Raw genomic sequence first — 15,514 nt, 5'->3', positions numbered from 1 at the left:
CGTCCCGCGCCGCGCAGAGCCGGCCGACGTCATGTCGGCACAATGGCGCTGCCACGTGCGAGAGGGCCGGCGACAGTGTCGGCCACCGCCTTATTGTCTGACATCTGATGTCTGATGGCAAGTGGGGACTCGCCGCGAGGCAACCGCGTCCACTGACGACACTGGGCCCCGCAGCACACAGGCTGCGGGGCCCAGCATCACGGCAAGGACGACGACGCCCTGCCTCAGCCGAGAGGGCTCGTCAGGCTCAGGCCTGGGTCGAGCCGACGTCGACGAAGGACAGGCCCGTCAGTGCGATCGGCTTGAAGTCGGTCAGCGTCGTTTCCGAAGACCGAAGGGTCGCCTGGAGCAACCACCACGTCCCACGTCCCCTCATTGGAGTCAATGAAGGAGTAGACGTCGGAAGACTTCTTCTCGTCGTAGTTGACCGTGACGCCCAGAGCCTCCAGGTTCTCCCGAATGATCGGACGAGCCGAGGCGAACCAGCCGTGGTCGGTGCACAGGAGGTTGATCGTCGTAATCCCAGCCTCGGCGAGCAGCGACTTGGCCTTCTCAGCGTCGTAGGTGTAGACCGTCGACGCCTTCTTGTAGGCAGGGTGGTCCTCCTGGACGAAGCAGGTAGCCGGCGTCGCCAGCGTACCCATGCCCGTCTCGCAGATCTTGGCGTAGTCCAGGGCGTACATGACGGCCTGGCGAGCCTTGACGTCCGAGAACACCGAATTGTTGAACATGACGAACAGCAGCGAGAAGCCCTGCTGGGCCGCCACCTGGATCGGGGCCTGCATCGTGGCCAGGTTGGCCACGGGCACTGCGTCGATCGCCTGGACAGTACCGGAGGTGATGGCGTTGGTCCGCGTGGTGTCATCGGGGAGGATCTGCCACTCCATGGACTTGGCCAGGGCAGGGCGCGGACCGGAGTAGGAGTCATTGCGCTCAAAGACGATCTTCTGCGAACCCGCGCCGTTGTCCGTCATCTTGTAGGGACCGGTACCGATCGGGCTCATGTCAAAGGCTGCCGCGTCTGCCTCGGCCGCAGCCTTGGGGACCACCTTGACGACGCTGATGCGCTCCGCCACCAGAAAGTAGGGGAACTTCGTCTTAATCGTCACCGTCTTGTCATCCTTCGCACTGACAGAGTCAACGAAGGAGATGAACTGGGCGTAGAGTGAGTTGTTGTCCGGGTTGAGGACGCGTTCGAAGGAGAAGACGACGTCGTCGGCGGTCACCGGGTTGCCGTCCGTGAAGACGGCCCCCTCACGCAAGGCGACCTCGTAGGTGGTGTCATCTACCTTGGTCGGCAGGTCCGCACCAAGGGCGGCATAGACCTCGCGCGTGGCAGGGTGGAGCTCGGTGAGTCCTTCCATGGTGTGCCAGTTCGCCGCCACAGTCAGGGCGGCGGTGGTCGTCATGGGGTCGTAACCGTTCGTGCCCAGCTCGTAGGAGATTCCCGCCTTGATGACACCGTCCGGATTGGCCTGGGCGGAGGAGGACTGCTCCTCCGTGGCCGCGCTGCTCGCACCGGAGGACGCGGAGCCGGAGCCACCGCAGGCCGACAGCGCGGCGGCCAGGCCTGCGGCCACACCGAGCGTCGAGGTCAGCTGAAGAAAACCGCGGCGGGAAGGACGGGGAGTCGGGATCGCCATTGAAGCACTCTTGAAGGTCGGACGTCTGTTGTCTGACGTTGGTAGAATGACAGTAACACAGACCACCCCAGAGTCCAAGGCAAGGACAATAGAGCCATGACAATCGCAAGGCCCTCCGCGCGCGGCACCACCACGGTCTCATCCGACCTACGCAGCGCCTATCCGTCCTTGAGCCCAGCCCCAACCACTCAGGCGACGCTCACCATGCAGGCGATCAAGGACTACATCATCCAGGCGCACCTCCAGCCCGGGGACCCGCTGCCCACCGAGTCCCAGCTGTGCGAGGACCTGGGCGTCTCCCGCTCGTCAGTACGCGAGGCAGTGCGCACCCTCGTCGCCCTCGACATCGTCGAGGTCCGCCACGGTCATGGAACCTTCGTCGGCCAGGCCTCGATGCGTCCCATGGTGGAGTCGCTCGTCTTCCGCGGCCTGCTCAACCGTGACAAGGGCTACCAGGGCCTGCTCAACGTCGTCGAGCTACGCGCGACGCTCGATACTGCCCTGGCCCCCGAGGTGGTCCGCGCGTGGAAAGGACACCAGGACCCCCAGATCGAGGCAACGGTGGAGGAGATGGAGGAGCTGGCGCGCCGGGGACAGCCATTCCCCGAGCAGGACCGCGCCTTCCACTCCCAGCTGCTGGCGCGGCTGGACAACCCGCTCTACCGGCACCTGACCGACGCACTGTGGGCCGTCCACGTCCTGCTCATCCCGCTTCTGCGAGCCCCGGAACCCAAGGACATCCTGGACACCGCCACCTCGCACCGCCAGATGCTGCGGACCGCGCAGGCTGGAGACACCGACTCCTACCTGGTAGCAATCAAGTCCCACTACCGCCCGCTCCTAGCCTCAGTTGGCCGCTGAACGGCGGGCGGCGTGCTCCCGGGCACCCTGCCTCAGTGCGCTGCAGGCTCTAGCAGGCCCGGGTAGGTGCCGTTGGCGATGACCCGCCGCAGGTTCTCGGCCGGGTCTTGCGGCTGAAGGAGACGCGCCAGCCAGGACTGACGTGCCTGCTCCAGGTCACGCGCCAACCAGGTGCTGCACACCACCTCCATGGCATGGGTCCCGCCGGGATAGACGTGCAGTTCGCAGTCTCCGCCGTCGCGCCAGATCCTGCTCGCCATCTCCACGACCTCGTCACGGAAGACCTCCGCAGAGGCCACGGAGAGGAAGACAGCGCCCATCCCGCCAAGGTCGCGGGCGCGGGAGGCGGCGTCCTCCTCAGTCACCTTCGTGCCTCCTCTCCGCTCGCCAAGGACCTGGTCCCACGCCCAGTTGTTCCAGGACGCCGGCCAGCGCCCGTCCTGCGGGTACTGCGCCGCAGAGGAAGGCCGGACGACGCCGTCGGGGTCCTGCATCCCGGTGCGGTCGTCGAGCATGGGATAATCCAGGAGATAACCCAGCGCACGAGGTCCGCCCGGCTGGCGGCCGGCGAGCGCGAGGCACATGCCCAGTCCTCCCCCAGCGCTCGGACCGGTGACGATGATCCGCTGCGGATCACAGCCCAGCTCCTCAGCATGCACATGCGCCCACCGCAACGCACTCACGCAGTCCCGCGTCGCCGCGGGCGAGGGGTGCTCAGGAGCCAACCGGTACTCCGGGGAGACGATCACCCCTCCCCACCGCCGCATCCACGGCACGCAACGTACGACGTCGTCGTACCGGTTGCCCACCACCCGTCCCCCGCCGTGCAGCGAAAGGAACAGCGGCGCACCCGCTCCCGCCTCGTCAGGACGGACCGGAGCGTCCTGGCCTGTGCGGACGACGGCGAGCGTCATCGCCGAGCCGTCCTCGCGACTGATCTCACTCTCGCTCACCACCAGGTCCGGGTGCTGGTCCAGCAGACGCTGGCGCGTGACCTCGACCGGCCTGCGCCAGGCAGGCAAGGTCTCCTCGTTCAGGGGAAGGTCGAGACCAGCAGCGTCCAGCGCATCAAGAACCACCTGAGTGTGTGGGTCATAGGCGGGACGCACAGGAGGAAGGGCAGACATCGGCGTTCCTTCAGTAGCATGGTGGCCGCCGGGTCGCAGACGTCGTCTCCCGCGCCGCGCGCTGTCCTCCCCATGGTGGGAGCGCACGCAACGGGCTCTCAAGGCGCCCCGGCATGTCCGTCCCATCCTAGGAGAGTCCCTTTCGTATGTCCTACGGCCAGCCTCCCAGTGTCGCTGATCCTGTCTCCTCCTCCCCTCGCCCCAAGGACCCTGTTGACGCCGTTCCTCCCTTCGGGCGCCTTGCCGTCCTCGGGGTCCAGCACGTCCTGGCCTTCTACGCGGGCGCCGTCGTCGTCCCCCTGGTCATCGCCTCCGGGCTGAACCTGGACGCGGCCACCACCGTCCACCTCATCAACGCCGATCTCCTGACCTGCGGTATTGCCACGATCATCCAGTCCGCCGGCCTGGGACCGAAGATTGGTGTACGCCTGCCCCTCATCCAGGGTGTGACCTTTACCGCGGTCTCGCCGCTCATCGCCATCGGCCTGGCAGCCTCAGGCGGTGCCGGTGGCACGCAGGGGCTGACGGCGATGTACGGCTCGATCATCGCTGCCGGTCTCGCCACCTTCCTCGTTGCGCCGTGGTTTGCCCGCCTGCTGCGTTTCTTCCCGCCGGTAGTCACCGGCACGCTCCTGACGGTCATGGGCACCACGCTGATGAGCGTGTCCGCCGGGGACATCGTCGCCTGGGGTACCCAGGCCAGCGCCGCGGGGGCGGACCCTGCCGGCCCCACCCTGCGAGGCCTGGGCTACGCCATGCTCACCATCGCCCTCATCGTGCTCGTCCAGCGCGTCTTCAAGGGCTTCATGTCCACGATCTCGGTTCTCATTGGCCTCGTGGTGGCCACGGGCCTGGCCTGGGTCCTGGGTGACACTGACTTCTCCGGCGTGGGCGAGGCGGCCGTGGTCGGCATCACCACGCCCTTCTACTTCGGCATCCCCACCTTCACCGTCACCGGCATCGTCTCCATGCTCATCGTCATGGCTGTCACGGCGGTGGAGACCACTGGTGACGTCTTCGCCACCGGCGAGGTCGTCGGCAAGCGCATCACGCCCACGCACGTGGCCAACGCCCTGCGCGCTGATGGCCTGTCGACGATGCTGGGCGGGGTGCTCAACTCCTTCCCCTACACCTGCTTCGCCCAGAACGTCGGTCTGGTGCGCCTGACGCGGGTGCGCTCACGCTGGGTGGTCACCTGCGCCGGCGTCATCATGATCGTGCTGGGCCTGCTGCCCAAGGCCGCTGCCGTCGTCGCCGCCATCCCCTCCCCCGTCATCGGCGGAGCCTCCCTGGCGATGTTCGCCTCGGTGGCAGTGGTGGGTATCCAGACCCTCGGCAAGGTTGACATGCATGACAACCGCAACGCCGTCATCGTCTCGACCTCGATGGGGCTGGCGCTGCTGGTGACCTTCAAGCCCGATATCGCCTCGATGATGCCTAGCTGGCTGGCCATCCTCTTCGGCTCGGGCGTGACGATCGGTGCGCTGACCGCCGTCATCCTCAACCTGCTGTTCTTCCACCTGGACCGTCAGGACGGGGCCGACGTCGCACTCGTCCACGGCCGGGCGGTGGGCCTGGACGAGGTCAACGAGATGGAGCGCGAGCAGTTCGTTGAGGTCTTCTCGCGCCTCTACGCCGACGCCACCTGGCCGGCCGAGCGCGCGTGGGAGCACCGCCCCTTCGCCTCGACCGCCGCACTGCGCCAGGCCTTTGAGGACGAGGTCCTGTCCGCCCAGCCGCAGGAGCAGGAGGCCCTCATCCGCGGCTACGCCGACATCACCGAGCTCCTGCTGGGCGAGGACGGCAACACCCAGGCCGAGCTCGACACCGCCTCACTCGCGCTGGGCTCCTTCAACGACGCCGAGGAGGCCGAGCTTCGCGGCCTGTCCCAGGCCTACCAGGAGAAGTTCTCCCGTCCCCTGGTCATGTGCGTGGAGCGCCTGACCGACCGCCACCAGCTGCTGGCCCGTGGCTGGGCACGCGTGGAGAGCTCGCCGGCCCGCGAGGCCCGCTGCGCCGTCGGCGAGGTCATCGACATCGCCGACGAGCGCTTCGACGCCATGGTGGCTGACGCGAACCCGATCCGTAGCGCCTGGTCGCGCAAGTTCGAGCAGCTCGACTAGGACCGGCGCCGCCTGACGCGGGTGCGGCCGGGGAGGACAGTACGTCCTCCCCGGCCGCACCCGTTGTCGCAGAAACGACGGCGCAGGCACCTACCAGCGATCGTGCACGTGGGAGCGGATGAGCCGGTCGTAGAGCTCCTCCAGGGCCGTGTGCAGCTGCGCTGACAGCGGCTCAAGGTTGCCGGCAGCGGCGTTGGCCCGGGCCTGGGCGCTGTTGCGGGCACCGGGAATCACGGTGGTCACGCCCACCTGGTCCAGGATCCAGCGCAGAGCGACCTGGACGGGGCTCACCCCCTGGGGACCGAGCTCAGAGCACAACGTCACGAACTCGCGAGCAGCCTGGACACCGACCTCGTAGGGGACGCCGGAGAAGGTCTCTCCGACGTCGAAGGCCGAGCCGTCACGGTTGTAGCTGCGGTGATCGGCGGGGGCGAAGGTCGTGGTCTCGGTGTAGCGGCCGGACAGCAGGCCGGAGGCGAGCGGGACGCGCGCGATGATCGCGGTGTCCATGCGCTGCGCCGTCGGCAGGACCTCCTCCAGGGGCTTGCGCCGCAGGACGTTGAGGATGATCTGGACGCTGGCGCAGCCAGGTCGGCTCATGGCACAGAGGGCCTGATCGCAGGTCTCCACGCTCACGCCGTAGGCGCGGATACGCCCCTGCTCGACCATCTCCTCCAGCCAGTCCCAGGTCTGCTCGGCGTCGATGACCTCGCTGGGCGGGCAGTGGAGCTGGACCAGGTCCAGGGTGTCCACGCCCAGGTTCTCCCGCGACCGATCGTTCCAGGCCCAGAAGGCGTCGCGGGTGTAGTTCTCAGGCAGCTGAGCCACCCGCCGTCCCATCTTGGTCACCACCGTCAGGCCGGCGTCGGGGTGGTCCTTGAGGAAGCTGCCCACGAAGCGCTCGGAACGGCCGTCGCCATAGACGTCGGCGGTGTCGATGAAGGTGACGCCGCTGTCCAGGGCGGCCTCAAGCGTGGCGGTGGCGTCGGCCGGGTCTACCTCGCCCCAGTCAGCGCCCAGCTGCCAGGTGCCGATCCCTACCGCGGAGACCTGGCGGCCCAGGGCGTGAAACGGTCGTGTCTCCATTGACTCCTCCTGAATCCTTCAGTGCAGGGTCATGATGTCATGGCCGGGGGCAGGCGGACCTGCTTCACGCGGCACCCGGAGGAATACGACGCGATGAGGGTGTGTTGTCTTGGTGCCGATGCTGCTAGCATGACGGTCCGGCCCCACGGGGCCAGTTGCCGGTCCTCGTCTCGACGGCGGCCATTGACAACTACACAGGGGATGATCGGTTTCGACGACGGTCGTGGGTTCAGGAGAAGCGGGTCGAGGATGCACAGTCATCTCGTCAACGCTCTGTGCGAACCAATAGGTGCCGATAACACTCGCACCGACTTCGCCCTCGCCGCCTGAGCGAGCCTCGAAGTCCGTCAGCCCGGGGACTGCTTCCGCCCCGGTTCCTGGCGTCATCTAGGGAGCCACTGCTGAGGTCCTTCGTCATCAGGGGCTTCGGGACTTTTAGGTGACTGAGCCCGTCGGCGTCCTTGTTCGCGTGAGACGCCGGGGCTGAGAAAATCGCTAGCGAACTGCACCCGGAGAAGTCCTGTTGCACCACCGTCGGACGGGGGTTCGATTCCCCCCATCTCCACCACTCGTTGCAATTCCAACGATCCACCCCCTCAATGGGGGCCTATGGGGTCCCAGTGGGGACAGCGAAATGAGTCATGCGGCGTCAGTCCATCTCCCAGAGAGGACACGTCATGCCCACCCACTCCCCCGACCACGCCGGGACCCCGACGCCGCCCACGTCTGAGCGACAGCACTGGGGGGTCGTCCGCCTCTACGGGTGCGCCTCGGTCCGAGGCAGGTACTCCGACCACCTGAGGGTCGCCCTAGAGGTAGGCGAGGACGGCACTCTCAGGCTCCAACTCCCCACCGTGTCCGACCTACTGAGCCTGCCAACGCGTGGCGACGTCGAAGAGGCCATGGCGGCCCTGCGAGCGGCGGCCGAGGACCTGGGGGCCCGCGTCTGCACTGCGGAGAACGGGGGTGCGCTGTGAGTCCCGCCTACTCGGTGATAGTCCCCTCCTCAGCACTGACACCCAACGGGGGTCCCTTCTCCGTGGGGCCGGGGGTCCGCGTTGGGTGCCGCTCGCGCGGGGTCCAGTGGTTCGACAACGTCCTCAACCGTGAGCAACTGTGCGCCAACCTCGCTGACGTGCACTGCGTCGGCGACAGCGTGATCGAGGTCCGTGTCGCCTTCGACCTGCCCGAACGCGAGTTAAGGAGGGTGTTCGCCGGTGTGCGCTACATCAGTGGCGTGACCTCCTGGCTAGTCAGCAAGGGGGCCACCTCCTGTGACGACCACTCAGGTTGCCGCGTCGTGTTCGTGTCCTGCCTTGCCGGTGACCTCGTGGCCGCTGACGCCGAACAGGCGGCGTCTGACGCCGCGCGTGACGCTGCTGAGGCAGAGCGCGTCCAACGTGTGTTCGACCAGATTGCCAACGACCTGGACGCGCAAGACGGTCACAGTGAGCCAGCACGTCCCCGCCGATGGTCGCGGGGCGCTCGCGGGACGGTCTGACGTCATGGCCTAGACCCCTACGGGTAGGGGCGTTCTGGGAAGGTGAGGGCTCCAGGCGGCCAGGTGGTGGGCGGGGAGAGGCCGCCCCCTCCCCTGGGGTGTAGGGGGGTCGCGCGCGCACGCGCGCGCGAGGGATCACTCGCAACCACCCCTTTAAGGCCCCTAGGAGCGTTGTAGACAGCCTTTCGGACCCTGTGCCCATAGTTGCCCCTTATAGGCAACTCGGAGCGCGTACGGGCCTATTAGGCCCCCTTAGCGGGTGTTCAGCCACCTGTGGGGCATGTCAGCGGCTCACGGCGTTGTGCGCTGAGGGAGGTACGGCGGCCCCGCAACCACCACGGTCACGAGGCCGCCGCCCTTTTCCCTCCCTTTGTGTCCCGCCCCCTCAAGGGTGAGACGACGGTGAGGCTGTAACGAAACAACCCTCGCAATCGCCCTGTACGGGCACGAGACCACGCCCTCCCTCCGGGGGGCGCGGCGGCGGGTGCCGGAGCCCCTACGGGCCTGCCAGCAGCGTCCTAGAGGCCCAAAAAACAGAAGGTTCGCGACGCACGTAGTGCCGGGGCTGCTATCCAGCGGTTTCAGGGTGGCCACGGGAGGGGGGAGGCACCCCCACCCCCTCACCCTTCGCATCGCTCCGCGTATAGGCGCTCAGATTCTGTACGGGTTTGAGAGTCACCCTGAGTGCACGGACCCGGCCGGGGCCTCATCTGTTACCGGGGTGGTGGCTGACGGCTCAGGTGTCAGATTTCTGACACCTGCCTTGATGTCTTGTGATGCGGCCTCTGGGGCTGTGGGGCCCTGCTCTACTGAGCAAAATTGCTCAGTAGATGCCGAAGCATCGTTGGCAACTGTCCTTGCTGACCGGGCGTAGGTCTTGCCGTTGAGCCCGGTCACCGACTCCTCAGAAGTTGGCCCCGAAGTATTGGTTGATAGTTCTACTGTCTCGTTTGAGACAGTAGAATTCGTGAGACCCCTGGCGGCTGACGGCCCAGGTGATGCATTTGCATCACCTGCTGTGGAGGAAGGTGCAGGTGTAAAGGTCTTTACACCTGCATTCAGGTCATTAGATGCAGTCATGTGACTCACCCCAACCACGGGTGCGATGGCGCGGGTGGACATGCCGGTGGACGAGAGCATCGCGACCATCTCCCGACGCTCCCCACGAGACAGACGCATCGACCTGGGGGCATCCCCCTCCCCCACCCCGGCTCGCTGGCCCGGCGGCATAGCGTGATCTCTCCCCGCCGTTTTTCTCCACCGGCTCGCCAACAGGGGTACGCGATCAGTGCGTGCCCTCCATCAGCAACAACCCCCCCCCTGGGGCACGCCTCACCCCCAGCCCCTGCTCCGCGAGCGCGAGGGCGTGAATCTTTGAACCCCTCACGTACTTTCTGCCTCTCCCCGGCGGTCCGCGCACAGCGCCGTTCAATCCCTCCCCCTGGGGTGTCGAGAGCATGGACCCCCTCAGCACAAATGAGGAGGTGGCCCCGCAACCGGTCTGGTCACGGGGCCACCCCGTGGACCCCTAGGAGGCTGAGGACTGGCCGCGTTGTTCTCGCAGGACCTCCAGTGCCTCACTCATGGCTGGGACGTACCCCAGCTGCCGGGTGAGCCTCCGCATGGCTCTTCTTCCTCGGGCCACCCATATGCCAGGTATAGGCACCGCCTGGCCGTCCCAGTTGTGCGCGCTCCACTCCTCCACCGCCTGGGTGGGGAGGTCCAGGAACAGGGCCAGTTCCTCACTGTCAATGACAGGTTCGCCGTTGACTTCCTTCATGCCGCACTCACTCCTACCGGCACGTTGGCCACGTCCATCGTGTTCGAGGTGCATGTGTTCGCGCTCGCGGACTGGTAGCAGCAGGGGTGAACCCCACCATCACCCCGGTAGGGGACACGAGGCAGGCCACAGACGGGGCACCAGTAGCCGGTGACCTCGATCATGGACTCGGCGAGTCGGGTGGCTGTGGCGTCCTGGACGAAGGTTCGTCCGTAGTAGGTGACGGTTCTTCCCCTCATGCTGCTTCACCATCCTCCAGTAGGCCGAGCATGTCGGGTGTGCCCATGTCGTCCGCACCTGCGTGTGGCTGGCACTCCAGGCAGAGGCGGGGTGTCGGCGCGCCGTGCGGGCATCCAGGCGCGGCGACCTCCTTGGGGGGTGTCTCCGCATCCGTCGTAAGCGTCTGACCTGTCGCAACCGTCGGTGGCTGGTCGCTGGTCTCCGACGGGTCCGACAGGTGCGACGGGTTCGACGGTTCCCCTGAGGGGTGTGCTCCTACCTGTCTCCACACTCTCAGGAAGTCCTCACGACGGTAGCCTCGGCGGTCGCGAGAGTCCTTCTGAGACCTGATCTTGGCACCCTGGTTCAGAAGGTTGCTGATCCTCTTGCCGTTGACGTCCGCACCGTAGGCACTGGCAGCGGACCAGTAGCCAGGGTTGTGGGCCTTGAGCCTGGCCACGATGTCAGCCGTGGGCAGGAAGGGCTCTGAGGGGTCCCAGACCTCCGCAAGGTCACTGATGAGGACCACGGCGGGAGACCGGTTGGCGACGCCTTCGGCGATCTCGGCCGCGACCTCCTCGGCATGTCTCTCGTACAGGTGGAGCACGGTGTCAGGCCAGCGGCCTCCTGCCACGTCAGCGACACGCGCCAAGGGCCTCCAGACCTCCTTCATACGTCCGGTGCACTGCGTGGGTAGGACGGGCCGTGAGGCAGCAACCTGGTCTCGGCACTGCTCCAGCGCGGCTGCCAGGTCTCGCGCCAAGGCTTGTGCCTCAGGCTCGATCTCCTCCCAGTCCGAGTCCTCAGCCGCGCCGTCGTCGTCGCGCATCAGAAGCACCCTGATGGACCGGCTGCGGGTGTCATCGGGAAGGCTAGGCATGTTGCCCGCCATCACCACAGGCCCATAGGTTGACATCTCCACCGGCTCCCAGTCCCCGCCCTTGACCGGGGTAAGGACCGGACGGCTCCCACCGACCCGGTAGCCGGAGTTAAGCACCGCGAGCAGATCCTTAGTCCCCTCCTCTTTCGGGTTGAGTGTGCGGTCAACCTCGTCGATCAGGATTGTGCGGGGCTCGTCCTTCAGTAGCCTGACAAGCAGTGCTGGTGAACTCAATGAGGCGGCTAGTACCGGCCTGAACGCCAAACGGTTGAGATGATCCAGCACTGTCGTTTTGCCTGAGCCTGGCATCAGAGAGTCAAGGATGAGTCGCGGAGTGGTGTGCGTCTGGAGGCATACGTGAGTGTGTGCCGTCCACAGCGTCAGCAGGTCCACGTCATCGGGCGTCGTGGTACAGATGAAGCGAGCGAACCAGCCGTTGAGCCTGTCTAGCACCTCTGCCAGGCTCCAGCCCTCGGCGCCCTCTCCTCTAACCTCCTGCATGGGGGTCATGCGATCCCCCTCTCAGCCAGGACGGCGCGTGCTCGGCTGGCCCGCTCCCGCTCACCACGACGCTCACACAGGTCTGCGAACGACGTCGTTGCAGCAAGGTCAGACGCCAGGGCACGGGCGTGCTCGGTGAGGTAGATGCTTGAGGCGTCGACCAGTTCACCGGCCAACTCGCACCGCCCCTCCACGCGACCTAGACGACGCTGTGTCGCCCCCTCGGTACGTGCACCGTCCTGCCAGCCCGACAGGTAGCCGGTGCGCTCCCCCATGGCCAGGGTCGCGTTAACCTCCGCGAGCGCTTGCCGGTCCAGGCTCTCTAGTCGGGTGGCCCACGCTGGCAACGGCGTCGGTTCGCCGTCTCGCGGAAGGGTGTCCACAGTGGCGGCCTGGTAGGCCCTTAACGCCTCCTCCAGGCACTTAGCCTCACGGGCGTAGACGGCGCGGAAATCAATCTCAACGGGCTCTCCTCTCCTCACTGCTCCGCCTCCGTCCACGCCTGGGGTGAGCACATGAAGTCGGCAAAGTCGGTTGCTGCTGCCTCCAGCGTGGCCAGCAGTGCCAACGCGTCAGCCGACACGCCCGACCTTCGCGCGGTCTCGGCGACCTGTCCGATCCTGCGCGCTACCTGGCACGCTCCGAGCCGAACGGACTTTTGGGCGAGACGGACGCGGGCGCGCTCGCGGACTGCTAGGGCAGTATTGGAGGGCGTGCGGCGGCTGTGGGCAGTAGGCTGGTTGTCGAGCGCGAGGTCCTTGCTTCTACGCCCCGCCTGGGCTGCCACCGGGCGGGGCTTTCTCGTTGCCGTCATGGTCAGGCCGCCTCCTTCAGGTAGGAGGGCACGGCCAGACCGAGGCGGTCCAGTTCTGTGATGGGGATGCGTACCGCGCGGCCCAGTTTGGTGGCCTTGAGGTCACCCTTGGCGATGAGTGCGCGGACTGTGGTGAGGCTGATGTTGGCGGCTTCGCCGAACTCAGCGGGTGACAGGTTTGCGGTGCGGTAGGTGACCGCTGCCTTGCGGGCTGTCATGGTAGAACTCCGTTCCGTGAACGGGGTGCACGCGGGCACGCCGGATGCACCCCAAGCAAGTAGGGGTTCCAGGCGTGCCGACGCTCTCAGGTAACTTCGGACCTGTCTACCAGCCGTCAGCCGTGCGGGCTTCGGGCGTGAACTACGACGTCACGTATCTAGGGCGGAGAGGACCGTCATCGCAGGTCATTCGGACCTGTTGACGGGAGCCTAGCACTCTCGAAGGGTTGCGGCGGTAGTCAACGGGCTAAAACGGCGGCTTCACATCCTCACGGGCAAGGCCTTTCTCGATCATGTGCGCAAAGCTTGTCCGCTTAGGAGTCTGCCCTGAGCGGCGTTCCAGGAACTCGTCGTCCAGCTGTTCCCGCGTCGCTTTGATCCAGCCTCGTAGGCCACAGGTCGGGCACTCGATGTTGAGCCTCCCCGGTGCATCGCTAGGTGTGGAAGGCGGCATTAGCGTCGGCACCCCCACGCTCACCCTCCATTCCGATTCCCAACGAGCGAGATAGCCAATCGTTTTACGCACGGGCTGACGTCTACCTCCCCGCTCTCGCGTACACCGCCCACAGTAAAGAGCAACCTCATGAAATGGGCCCATAGCCTCGCCACCAGCAAATACATACTCGGCCAGCAGCGCTTCAAGCTCCTCGCTGCCATTGGTGTAGTACCGGCGGGGAAGAGAGTCGTCACCGGGATTGACGTAGTACTCGGTGGGCTTACCGGTGTCGAGATCAAACAGCGGCTCGGCACTCTCCCACCATGAGGACGGGCCTCCCCAGGGGTCTGTGTTCATGCTCGCTTCCTCCTCTTGTCCGCGAGCGCGGTCACGTTGTCTGCTTTGGCGGCTTTGATGGCGTCGGAGCGTTCTTTCCAGGTTGGGGCACCGGCATCGACTTCTTGGGTCATGCGGTCCAGGACGGTGCGCTCATAGTCGGAGTCGGCGCGCTGGTAGTGCATGGCCTGTTCAGGTTTCCTCCAGCCGTAGCGCTGCATCAGGGAGGAGGTGGAGGCTCCTGCTTGACCGAAGCGTGTTGCTGAGTAGTGGCGGAATGCGTGCCACCCGCCCATCTTGTCGTCTGGGATGACGATGCCTGCGTCAGCCATCGCTTTGTCCAGGAAGCGGGTGGCTGAGTTGTCCTGCATACCGATCTTGTCGCCGGGCCGGGACGGGAAGATCGGGGCGTTGTCGCCGTCGTCGCAGAAGCGGCCGATGTGCTCGGTCAGCGTGTCCGCTGTGGTTGGTGAGACCTGCACGCGCCTGGTGCGTTTGGTCTTAGTGGGGCCGAGTGTCCTGGTGCTGCCCTCACGGACGATGGAGTGGCGGACGTCAACGAAGGCCGCTTGCCGTCCGTGGGTGAAGTCGCAGCGTCGGAGGGCTAGGGCTTCGTTGATCCTGAGTCCTGCGTCTGCCAGGAGGATGACTAGTGCACGGGCTCGTTCGTCGATGGCGTCAGCGAGCGCCTGGACCTCGGCGGGGCTGAAAAGGTAGCGCTCGGTGGTCTCGACGTTCTTGGTGTCGCCACCCTTGATCTTGCAGGGGTTGGTTGTCAGTGCCGTCTCCTCGGAGTCGATGGCGGCGTTGAGCATGGTGCGTAGGGTCCGGTAGGCGTTGATCTGTGCCGAGCGGGACGGTAGGGCGTCGTACCAGGCTTGGACCTTCTTGGCGGTCAGGCCCGTCAGTGGTAGGTCTCCAAGGGCGGGATAGATGTGGACGTTGAGACGGGAGACGTAGACGCGCACAGTACCGGCGGCGGTGTTCGTGTCGGCGGCACGGCGTCGGAGCCATTCTTCGCCCCAAGTCTTGACGGTCCAGGAGTTGAGTCGGGCGGCACGAGCCTCAGCCTCAGCGCGTGCGGCTTCTTCGGCGGCGATCTCGTCAGGATGACGCCACGCACCTCGGTCGATGTCTGCCTTGACAGAGGTCAGCCACGCCTCAGCCTCGGCCTTAGTGGTGAAGGTGTGGGGTGCGCTGATCCAAGGGCCGCGCTGCGGTGCCTTCACCCTAGGGTCCCGGTAGCGAGCCCGGTAGGAAAGTGGAGATGGTTTAGAGCGGCGCTCCCCCGCCTTCCACGCAGCCATCTCGTGGGGACGAAAACGAGGTTCGACCGTCCCGAATGTCCGTCGTGCCAACGGATTCTCCTCCCGCTCTGTGGGGTCCCAGTGGGGACAACGATACGGGACAAGGCGAGATTTAGGGGGTTTTGGGGGGTATGCTGTCCCCACAGCAAAACCGGACCTTCCGGCGCGCTACCAACTCAAACCCCGGATTGACGCCGCAAAACCCATCTCCACCACAAGGCATCTCAAAAACTCCCCCCATCTCCACCAAAAGAGGAAGCGTTGAACTCTATTTCGTGAGGAATGAGTTGGCGCTTGTATATAGATTCGCGGACGATTATTGACTGCGAAAGACGCTCTAGGAAGCCCGTAGAGCGACTTTAAGACCTTGGATGGGGAAATCCTCGTCCAAGGTCTTTTTGCGCCTTAAAGCGGCTCTTCACGAACGAGGGTGTAGTCGGTTGAGCAGGAGATGTTTGGCGACGCCCTGGAGGAGGTCGCCAGACTCATGCTCGGGCTCATGAAGCAGGGGCAGGCCGCCGACCTGTCCACCCTTGAGGTGCAGTGGCGCGACCCGGCCACACCGTCCCAGTCCGCATACACGGCGGCCATGCTGCAGGCCCAGGCCCAGGGTGTCATCTCCTCCACCACCGCCAGGGACGCGCTGCGACTGACTCCCGAGCAGCAGGCCCGGGAGGACGCC

The 15,514-nt window shown here is 65.9% G+C and carries 14 protein-coding genes and 1 other RNA gene; 5 read left to right on the top strand and 10 right to left on the bottom strand.

The genetic code is table 11. The features are described from left to right. Nucleotides 1–224: 224 nt before the first annotated feature. Nucleotides 225–1,643, bottom strand: coding sequence for an ABC transporter substrate-binding protein (locus tag HMPREF0058_RS08425; protein WP_006549353.1), 1,419 nt, complete (start codon nucleotides 1,641–1,643; stop codon nucleotides 225–227). A gap of 96 nt (nucleotides 1,644–1,739) precedes the next feature. On the opposite strand from HMPREF0058_RS08425, the gene HMPREF0058_RS08420 reads away from it, so the two are divergent. After that, nucleotides 1,740–2,504, top strand: a complete 765-nt coding sequence (locus HMPREF0058_RS08420) for a FadR/GntR family transcriptional regulator (RefSeq protein ID WP_006549352.1) — start codon at nucleotides 1,740–1,742, stop codon at nucleotides 2,502–2,504. A gap of 32 nt (nucleotides 2,505–2,536) precedes the next feature. On the opposite strand, the gene HMPREF0058_RS08415 is transcribed toward HMPREF0058_RS08420, so the two are convergent. Next, the gene (locus HMPREF0058_RS08415) at nucleotides 2,537–3,631 is read right to left on the bottom strand and encodes an alpha/beta hydrolase (protein ID WP_034236911.1); all 1,095 of its coding nucleotides are present in this window, start codon (nucleotides 3,629–3,631) and stop codon (nucleotides 2,537–2,539) included. A gap of 146 nt (nucleotides 3,632–3,777) precedes the next feature. On the opposite strand from HMPREF0058_RS08415, the gene HMPREF0058_RS08410 reads away from it, so the two are divergent. Next, nucleotides 3,778–5,754, top strand: coding sequence for a solute carrier family 23 protein (locus HMPREF0058_RS08410; protein ID WP_006549350.1), 1,977 nt, complete (start codon nucleotides 3,778–3,780; stop codon nucleotides 5,752–5,754). Nucleotides 5,755–5,844: 90 nt separating this feature from the next. Here HMPREF0058_RS08410 and HMPREF0058_RS08405 read toward each other — a convergent pair whose 3' ends face one another. Continuing rightward, nucleotides 5,845–6,840, bottom strand: coding sequence for an aldo/keto reductase (locus HMPREF0058_RS08405; protein ID WP_006549349.1), 996 nt, complete (start codon nucleotides 6,838–6,840; stop codon nucleotides 5,845–5,847). A gap of 197 nt (nucleotides 6,841–7,037) precedes the next feature. Here HMPREF0058_RS08405 and ssrA point away from each other — a divergent pair. Continuing rightward, nucleotides 7,038–7,408: a transfer-messenger RNA gene (ssrA, locus tag HMPREF0058_RS12155) on the top strand. 405 nt (nucleotides 7,409–7,813) lie between these two features. Then, nucleotides 7,814–8,341, top strand: a complete 528-nt coding sequence (locus HMPREF0058_RS08395; protein ID WP_040319854.1) for a hypothetical protein — start codon at nucleotides 7,814–7,816, stop codon at nucleotides 8,339–8,341. Between the two features lie 1,528 nt (nucleotides 8,342–9,869). Here the strand turns inward: HMPREF0058_RS08395 and HMPREF0058_RS12430 are convergent. The 7 genes from HMPREF0058_RS12430 to HMPREF0058_RS08370 all read right to left on the bottom strand — a co-directional run bounded on the left by HMPREF0058_RS12430 (nucleotide 9,870) and on the right by HMPREF0058_RS08370 (nucleotide 14,832). Continuing rightward, the gene (locus HMPREF0058_RS12430; RefSeq protein ID WP_006549345.1) at nucleotides 9,870–10,121 is read right to left on the bottom strand and encodes a hypothetical protein; all 252 of its coding nucleotides are present in this window, start codon (nucleotides 10,119–10,121) and stop codon (nucleotides 9,870–9,872) included. Continuing rightward, a complete protein-coding gene (locus tag HMPREF0058_RS12425) occupies nucleotides 10,118–10,360 on the bottom strand; it encodes a hypothetical protein (protein ID WP_006549344.1) in 243 nt (80 codons plus the stop codon). The genes HMPREF0058_RS12430 and HMPREF0058_RS12425 overlap by 4 nt, the downstream gene beginning before the upstream one ends. After that, nucleotides 10,357–11,730, bottom strand: coding sequence for a DUF3631 domain-containing protein (locus HMPREF0058_RS08390; RefSeq protein ID WP_006549343.1), 1,374 nt, complete (start codon nucleotides 11,728–11,730; stop codon nucleotides 10,357–10,359). The genes HMPREF0058_RS12425 and HMPREF0058_RS08390 overlap by 4 nt, the downstream gene beginning before the upstream one ends. Next, entirely contained in the window at nucleotides 11,727–12,203 is a 477-nt protein-coding gene (locus HMPREF0058_RS08385) for a hypothetical protein (protein ID WP_006549342.1), read from the bottom strand. The genes HMPREF0058_RS08390 and HMPREF0058_RS08385 overlap by 4 nt, the downstream gene beginning before the upstream one ends. A gap of 334 nt (nucleotides 12,204–12,537) precedes the next feature. After that, entirely contained in the window at nucleotides 12,538–12,753 is a 216-nt protein-coding gene (locus HMPREF0058_RS08375; protein ID WP_006549340.1) for a helix-turn-helix domain-containing protein, read from the bottom strand. Between the two features lie 247 nt (nucleotides 12,754–13,000). Continuing rightward, on the bottom strand, nucleotides 13,001–13,546 hold the full coding sequence (locus HMPREF0058_RS12420; RefSeq protein ID WP_141560540.1) for a hypothetical protein: 546 nt from the start codon (nucleotides 13,544–13,546) through the stop codon (nucleotides 13,001–13,003). Then, nucleotides 13,543–14,832 carry a site-specific integrase gene (locus HMPREF0058_RS08370; protein WP_081449218.1) on the bottom strand — a complete coding sequence of 430 codons (1,290 nt, stop codon included), beginning with the start codon at nucleotides 14,830–14,832 and terminating at the stop codon, nucleotides 13,543–13,545. The genes HMPREF0058_RS12420 and HMPREF0058_RS08370 overlap by 4 nt, the downstream gene beginning before the upstream one ends. 451 nt (nucleotides 14,833–15,283) lie before the next feature. On the opposite strand from HMPREF0058_RS08370, the gene HMPREF0058_RS12815 reads away from it, so the two are divergent. After that, nucleotides 15,284–15,514 (top strand): hypothetical protein (locus tag HMPREF0058_RS12815; protein WP_040319852.1); only part of this gene is annotated, 231 nt, incomplete at its 3' end.

Origin of the sequence: Actinomyces urogenitalis DSM 15434, from assembly GCF_000159035.1 — a bacterium.
Lineage (GTDB): Bacteria > Actinomycetota > Actinomycetes > Actinomycetales > Actinomycetaceae > Actinomyces > Actinomyces urogenitalis.
Note: the sequence above shows the minus strand (reverse complement) of the source record. Positions and strands in the feature narration are given on the sequence as shown.

Bases quoted from the DNA above. Each gene is read 5' to 3' on its own strand.
- HMPREF0058_RS08370 (WP_081449218.1), bottom strand. From the start codon at position 14,832: ATGGCTGCGTGGAAGGCGGGGGAGCGCCGCTCTAAACCATCTCCACTT.
- HMPREF0058_RS08375 (WP_006549340.1), bottom strand. From the start codon at position 12,753: ATGACAGCCCGCAAGGCAGCGGTCACCTACCGCACCGCAAACCTGTCA.
- HMPREF0058_RS08405 (WP_006549349.1), bottom strand. From the start codon at position 6,840: ATGGAGACACGACCGTTTCACGCCCTGGGCCGCCAGGTCTCCGCGGTA.
- HMPREF0058_RS12420 (WP_141560540.1), bottom strand. From the start codon at position 13,546: ATGAACACAGACCCCTGGGGAGGCCCGTCCTCATGGTGGGAGAGTGCC.
- HMPREF0058_RS12425 (WP_006549344.1), bottom strand. From the start codon at position 10,360: ATGAGGGGAAGAACCGTCACCTACTACGGACGAACCTTCGTCCAGGAC.
- HMPREF0058_RS08410 (WP_006549350.1), top strand. From the start codon at position 3,778: ATGTCCTACGGCCAGCCTCCCAGTGTCGCTGATCCTGTCTCCTCCTCC.
- HMPREF0058_RS12430 (WP_006549345.1), bottom strand. From the start codon at position 10,121: ATGAAGGAAGTCAACGGCGAACCTGTCATTGACAGTGAGGAACTGGCC.
- HMPREF0058_RS08390 (WP_006549343.1), bottom strand. From the start codon at position 11,730: ATGACCCCCATGCAGGAGGTTAGAGGAGAGGGCGCCGAGGGCTGGAGC.
- HMPREF0058_RS08425 (WP_006549353.1), bottom strand. From the start codon at position 1,643: ATGGCGATCCCGACTCCCCGTCCTTCCCGCCGCGGTTTTCTTCAGCTG.
- HMPREF0058_RS08420 (WP_006549352.1), top strand. From the start codon at position 1,740: ATGACAATCGCAAGGCCCTCCGCGCGCGGCACCACCACGGTCTCATCC.
- HMPREF0058_RS08415 (WP_034236911.1), bottom strand. From the start codon at position 3,631: ATGTCTGCCCTTCCTCCTGTGCGTCCCGCCTATGACCCACACACTCAG.